Genomic DNA, 587 nt, shown 5'->3' with positions numbered 1-587 from the left:
ATTCATAATCCGTGTATAGATATTGCCTTGTACTTTTAGATCAAATAGATCCGCACCATGTTGTGTATTATCAAAGGCATAAGATGTGGTTTGATAAATTGGTACAGCGACGGCTTTTGTAGTCGCCTCTGGTGAATATCCCGCATGAATGGCTAAAGTTTCATCTTTATAGGTCATGATTACATCATCTACGTGAGTTAAATAATAAGCGAGTGTAGCTTAAAAGCTATCCAAAATGGTGCATAAATGATGCAATTTTTAGCAGTTTTATTCATATCAATCTCAATAAAATTGCATTTATCCAGAGAGATACTGTGATTGGGTTGATCGTGTAATGTCTTGAAAAAGAAAATCCTTTTAAAGCAAACAAACAAATCTCAACTTAACTTCAAGTTAAAGGGCTTTTCAGCGTATAATACGTCCGATTATTTTTCGCTTATTCTGATTAGCGATGTATTGGTTTTTCAATTGAGGAGTCCTGCGTGGCCCAATATATTTATACGATGAACCGAGTGTCTAAAATGGTTCCGCCAAAGCGCGAAATCCTGAAAGACATCTCTTTATCATTTTTCCCAGGTGCAAAAATT

General features: G+C 35.4%; 1 protein-coding gene. It reads right to left on the bottom strand.

The features are described 5' to 3' along the window. A partial coding sequence (locus B4237_RS02680) for a PLP-dependent transferase (RefSeq protein ID WP_286941270.1) occupies positions 1-177 on the bottom strand: 177 nt, incomplete at its 3' end. Positions 178-587 lie beyond the last annotated feature (410 nt).

Source organism: Acinetobacter sp. UBA6526, from assembly GCF_002434875.1.
GTDB classification, from domain to species: Bacteria; Pseudomonadota; Gammaproteobacteria; order Pseudomonadales; family Moraxellaceae; genus Acinetobacter; species Acinetobacter venetianus.
The sequence above is the reverse complement of the archived record's forward strand: the minus strand, read 5'-3'. Positions and strand labels throughout refer to the sequence as shown.